This is a genomic window from Methylorubrum podarium, assembly GCF_040270385.1.
Taxonomy (GTDB): Bacteria; Pseudomonadota; Alphaproteobacteria; order Rhizobiales; family Beijerinckiaceae; genus Methylobacterium; species Methylobacterium podarium.
The window spans coordinates 1-4,282 of the sequence record NZ_JBELQE010000012.1 but is presented as its reverse complement, the minus strand read 5'-3'; the positions used below and the strand labels follow the sequence as shown (position 1 = coordinate 4,282).

Here is a 4,282-nt window from a genome sequence, read left to right as displayed (position 1 = left end):
CCCCGCAGCCCCCCCAGCCGCAGCCTTCCCAACAAACGGAGGCCACCACGGTGCCGCCCGCGACCGCCCTGCCGAGCCCGCCGCGCCCCGAGACGCCGGCGCGGAGCGACACCGGCCCAGCGCTCGCCAACACGCTCGGCGACGAGGCGGCGTGGCGCGCCTACCGCGCGCGCTTCGTCACCGAGCAGGGCCGGATCGTCGACACCGCCAACGGCATGATCAGCCACAGCGAGGGCCAGGGCTACGGCATGCTGATCGCGGTCGCGGCCGGCGACCGGCCCGCCTTCGAGCGGATCTGGGGCTGGACCCGCGCCAACCTGATGGTGCGCTCCGACGAGTTGCTGGCGTGGCGCTGGGCGCCCGACCACCGCCCGGCGGTGGCCGACATGAACAACGCCACCGACGGCGACATCCTGGTCGCCTGGGCGCTGACCGAGGCGGCGGAGGCCTGGGGCGAGCCCTCCTACCGCACCGCCGCGCGCCGCATCGCCGTCGAGTTCGGCCGCAAGACCATCCTGTTCAAGGATCCGCACGGGCCGGTCCTGCTGCCGGCGGTCTCCGGCTTCTCGGCCCGCGACCGCGCCGACGGCCCGCTCATCAACCTGTCCTACTGGGTCTTTCCCGCCTTCCAGCGGCTGCCGATCGTCGCCCCCGAATACGACTGGGCTTCGCTGATCCGCAGCGGCCTCGACTTCCTGCGCCAGTCGCGCTTCGGCCCGAGCAGCCTGCCGACCGAGTGGATCTCGGCCAAGGAGGCCCTTCGCCCCGCCGACGGCTTCCCGCCGCTGTTCTCCTACAACGCGATCCGCGTGCCGCTCTATCTCGCCTGGGCCGGGGTCGGGCGGCCGGAGGACTACGCCCCGTTCAAGACGCTGTGGGGCGGGATCGACCGCGAGCGCCTGCCGATCGTCGACACCCGCGACGGGCGGCCGGTCGAGTGGCTGAGCGAGCCGGGCTACACGGCGATCCCCGCGCTGACCGCCTGCGCCGCCGACGGCACACCGTTTCCCGAGTCCTTAAGGACGGTGCAGGACAATCAGAACTACTATCCGACGACCCTCCACCTCCTCGCGCTGATCGCGGCCCGGATGCGGTATCCGTCATGCGTGAAGTCCTGACCTCCCTCGCCGCCCTCGCCCTGCTCGCCGGCGCGATGCCCGCCGCGGCCCAGGGCGCGCCGCCCGAGGCGGCCCCGCGCATCGTCTACGGCGACGGCGCCCGCGCGCCCGCGATCTTGGTCGATCCCGAGACCGGCGGGACGCCCGGCATGGTCGATGAGAGCGCGCTGCGCTACTACGCCTCGCAGAAGCAGACCGCGCGGATGAAGGCCGAGATCGCGCGGCTGAAGCGGCTCTATCCGGGCTGGACCGAGCCCGCCGACCTCGACACCCTGCAGCCGAGCCCGCCCGAGGAGGCGCCGCTGTGGGATCTCTTCACCGCCGGGCGCTTCCAGGATCTGCGCGCCGCCATCGCCGCGCGCCGCTCCCTGGAGCCGAACTGGCAGCCCTCGGAGGAACTCGCGCGCAAGCTCCGCCGGGCGGAGTTCCGCAACAGCATCAAGGCCGCCGCGGAGCGGAACGCGCCGGGCAAGACGTCCGAGGAGGTGGTCGCCCTCTACCGGGCCGATCCCGGCGCCCTCGACCCGTCCGACCTCGAAAGCCTCTGGATCATCGCCGACGCGCTCGCCGTGACGGGGGCGGGCGAGGACGCCTACGACCTCTACAAGTCCGTCCTCGACGGCAGCGCGGATGCCGGCGCGCGGCTCGCCACGATCCAGAAGGCGATGAGCCATCTCAAGATGGATCAGGCCGAGCGGCTGATCGCCATGGGACGCTCGAGTCAGGAGGGCGCTTCGGAATTCGACGCGATCCGCCTCGACATCACCCGCGCGCGCATCGCCGCCTTCCTGCACGACGAGCCGGCCCAGACGCCGACGCTCGCCGACCTCACCGCCTTCCAGACCTATGCCCGCAAGAGCGGCGACCCGAGCCAGACCGGCCTGCTCGGCTGGTACGCCTACAAGCGGCGCCAGTTCCGGGAGGCGCTGGAATGGTTCAAGCTCGCCATCGGCCGCGGCGGCGACGCCATGGTCGCCCACGGCCTCGCCCACACCCTGCGCGAGCTCAACATGCTGCGCGAGGCGGAAGAGGTCGCCTATGCCTGGCGCGACCGCTTCGTCGGCAACGAGCTGCTGTTCATCGACGTGCTCGAGCGCAAGCTGACGCTCGCCAACCCGCCCTTCATCGAGCCGGCCCGGATCGAGCGCTACGCCAAGGTCGTGATCGCCTCCGCCTCCGGCGAGGGCGCGCAGGGGCTGGCGTGGTACGCCTACAATTCCTGCCAGTTCGACACCGCGCTCGAATGGTTCCAGCGCGCGGTGGCCTGGATGCCGAGCGAGACCACGGTGTTCGGCTACGCCCTGACCCTGCAGCGGCTCAAGCGCCAGCGCCCCTATCTCGAGGTGGTGAACCGCTACGACGGCCTGTTCCCCAAGGTCGTCGACATGCTGTTCCGCGAGGATCCCGGCGGGCCGCCGCTGCCCTGCGCGGGTCCGCAGCCGCCCCCCGCCCGCTCCGCCGCTCAGGCGAGGCCCGAGCCGAAGCCCGACGCCCCCTCCTACGGCCGGGTGCCCCGGCCGGACGCGGCCGGTGTCGGCGCCCAGGGCGGCACGGTGCCGCCCGCGGTCCAGCGCAACGAGTTCCCGCTCAGCGTGCCCCTCGACAATTCCCTGCGCTACCCGCCCACCTCGCTGCAGCGGGCGCTCTCCGACCCGGTCGCGCCCGGCACCTATGCCCGCGAACCCGTGACCGCGCGTCCGCCCCTGGTGGCGCGGCGGGTGAACGGGGCGGGCGCGATGCCCTACGAGCGCTACGGCTTCGCGCTGCTGCCGGGCTATAACGGCCTCGACAAGCCGGAGGGCCTCGCCCCTCCGCCGCCCGGCACGCTGTGGCAGGATCAGCAGGCCGAGCGCGGCCGGGCCGCGGCGAGCCCGGAGAGCGACCGCTTCTCCGTGCCCTCCCGCCTCTCCTCCGGAGCCGGGCCGAACGGGAAAGGGTTTCCGTGAGATCGCGTCTGCTCGGGCCTCTCGCCGTTTCGGCCCTGCTCCTCGCCGGCGCCGATCCCGTCCTGGCCCAGTCCGCGCCGGTGCTGCGCCTGCCCGGCGCCGGCCCGGTCGCGGGCGTGGTCGAGACCCGCCTGCGCGACGGGTTCGACCAGCGCATCCGCTTCGAGGGCGGCGACGGCCGCAACCATGCCGAGGTGGCCCTGCGAAACGAGACCGGCGACCTCCTGCTCGCCTTTCCGCCGCGGCTCGCCAAACCGAGCCAGTTCGGCATCGAGGGCGAGATCGCCGTCCGGTTTCCGGGCCAGTCCCTTCGCGTCGTCGCGCCGCGGCGCAACGGCTACGGCCCGGTCGGCCTCGCCCTCGGGACCGACTGCCTCTACGCGTGGCAGTGGTTCGAGCGGGCGAGCACGGCCCAGCGCGTCGCGAGCCGAGGCGGCCTGTTCGACGCCTCGGTCACGCCGACCGCGGGCCGGCGCGCCCTCTCGCTGCGGATCCGGCTGTGCCGCACGGCGCAGGCGAGCCTCGACGATCTCGTCGGCGCGGTCGAGCGGATGACCATCAGCCTGCCCGGCGAACCCGGCGCCCGTTCCACGCCGGCCCGCCCGCGCCCATCCGCCGTCCGGCGTGAAAAACCTGCTCCGTCCAAGAAGCAGGCGGCCCGGCCCGCGCCGGCCGAGCCGCCGCAAGAGGTTGCACCGAAGCCGGCCCCGCCCGTCCAGCCGCAGGCCGCGCCGCCGCTCCGGCCGCCGACGCCGACGGCGCCGGACAGCGGCGGCCGCCGCTACCTCGCTCCCACCGCACCGCAGGGCGCCGCCCCGGCGACCGAACCGCCGGCCGCGGGTCCGCCTCCGGGGGGAGCGCAGCGCTACATCACCGACGTGCCCAAACCGGCGGAGGGCGCGGGCGGCGGCCTGATGCCGAGCCCGGCGCCGGGCCGCTCGACCGGCGAGAGCCTGTCGCGCGATCTCCCGGCGGAGGCCTATCGGCCCGCTCCGAGCCGCGACGGCCCGTGAGGGCCGCGCCCGTCGAACCGCCGGCACTCGGCCGGCGCGTTGCCGGAGTACCGAGGGGCCAGTCCGAGGCCCCCTCCCCTCTTGGGTCGTGGCCACTGTTCGCGATGCCCTGAACGACGAAAAGCCCGCTGCCTTTTCCGGTCAGCGGGCTGTGTGTCGATGTGATGGTGGTCGTCGTAGTGTGTGTGTTTGGTTGCGGGGGCTG

The 4,282-nt window shown here is 73.9% G+C and carries 3 protein-coding genes; all 3 read left to right on the top strand.

The window, feature by feature from the left end; translation table 11 throughout:
• Positions 1–1,118 (top strand): glycosyl hydrolase family 8 (locus ABS772_RS01255; protein ID WP_350391753.1); only part of this gene is annotated, 1,118 nt, incomplete at its 5' end.
• Positions 1,103–3,064 carry a hypothetical protein gene (locus tag ABS772_RS01250; RefSeq protein ID WP_350391752.1) on the top strand — a complete coding sequence of 654 codons (1,962 nt, stop codon included), beginning with the start codon at positions 1,103–1,105 and terminating at the stop codon, positions 3,062–3,064. The genes ABS772_RS01255 and ABS772_RS01250, both read left to right, overlap by 16 nt.
• Positions 3,061–4,077 (top strand): cellulose biosynthesis protein BcsN, encoded by a 1,017-nt coding sequence (gene bcsN, locus ABS772_RS01245; RefSeq protein ID WP_350391751.1) that lies wholly within the window; start codon positions 3,061–3,063, stop codon positions 4,075–4,077. The genes ABS772_RS01250 and bcsN overlap by 4 nt, the downstream gene beginning before the upstream one ends.
• The last annotated feature ends 205 nt before the right edge of the window (positions 4,078–4,282 follow it).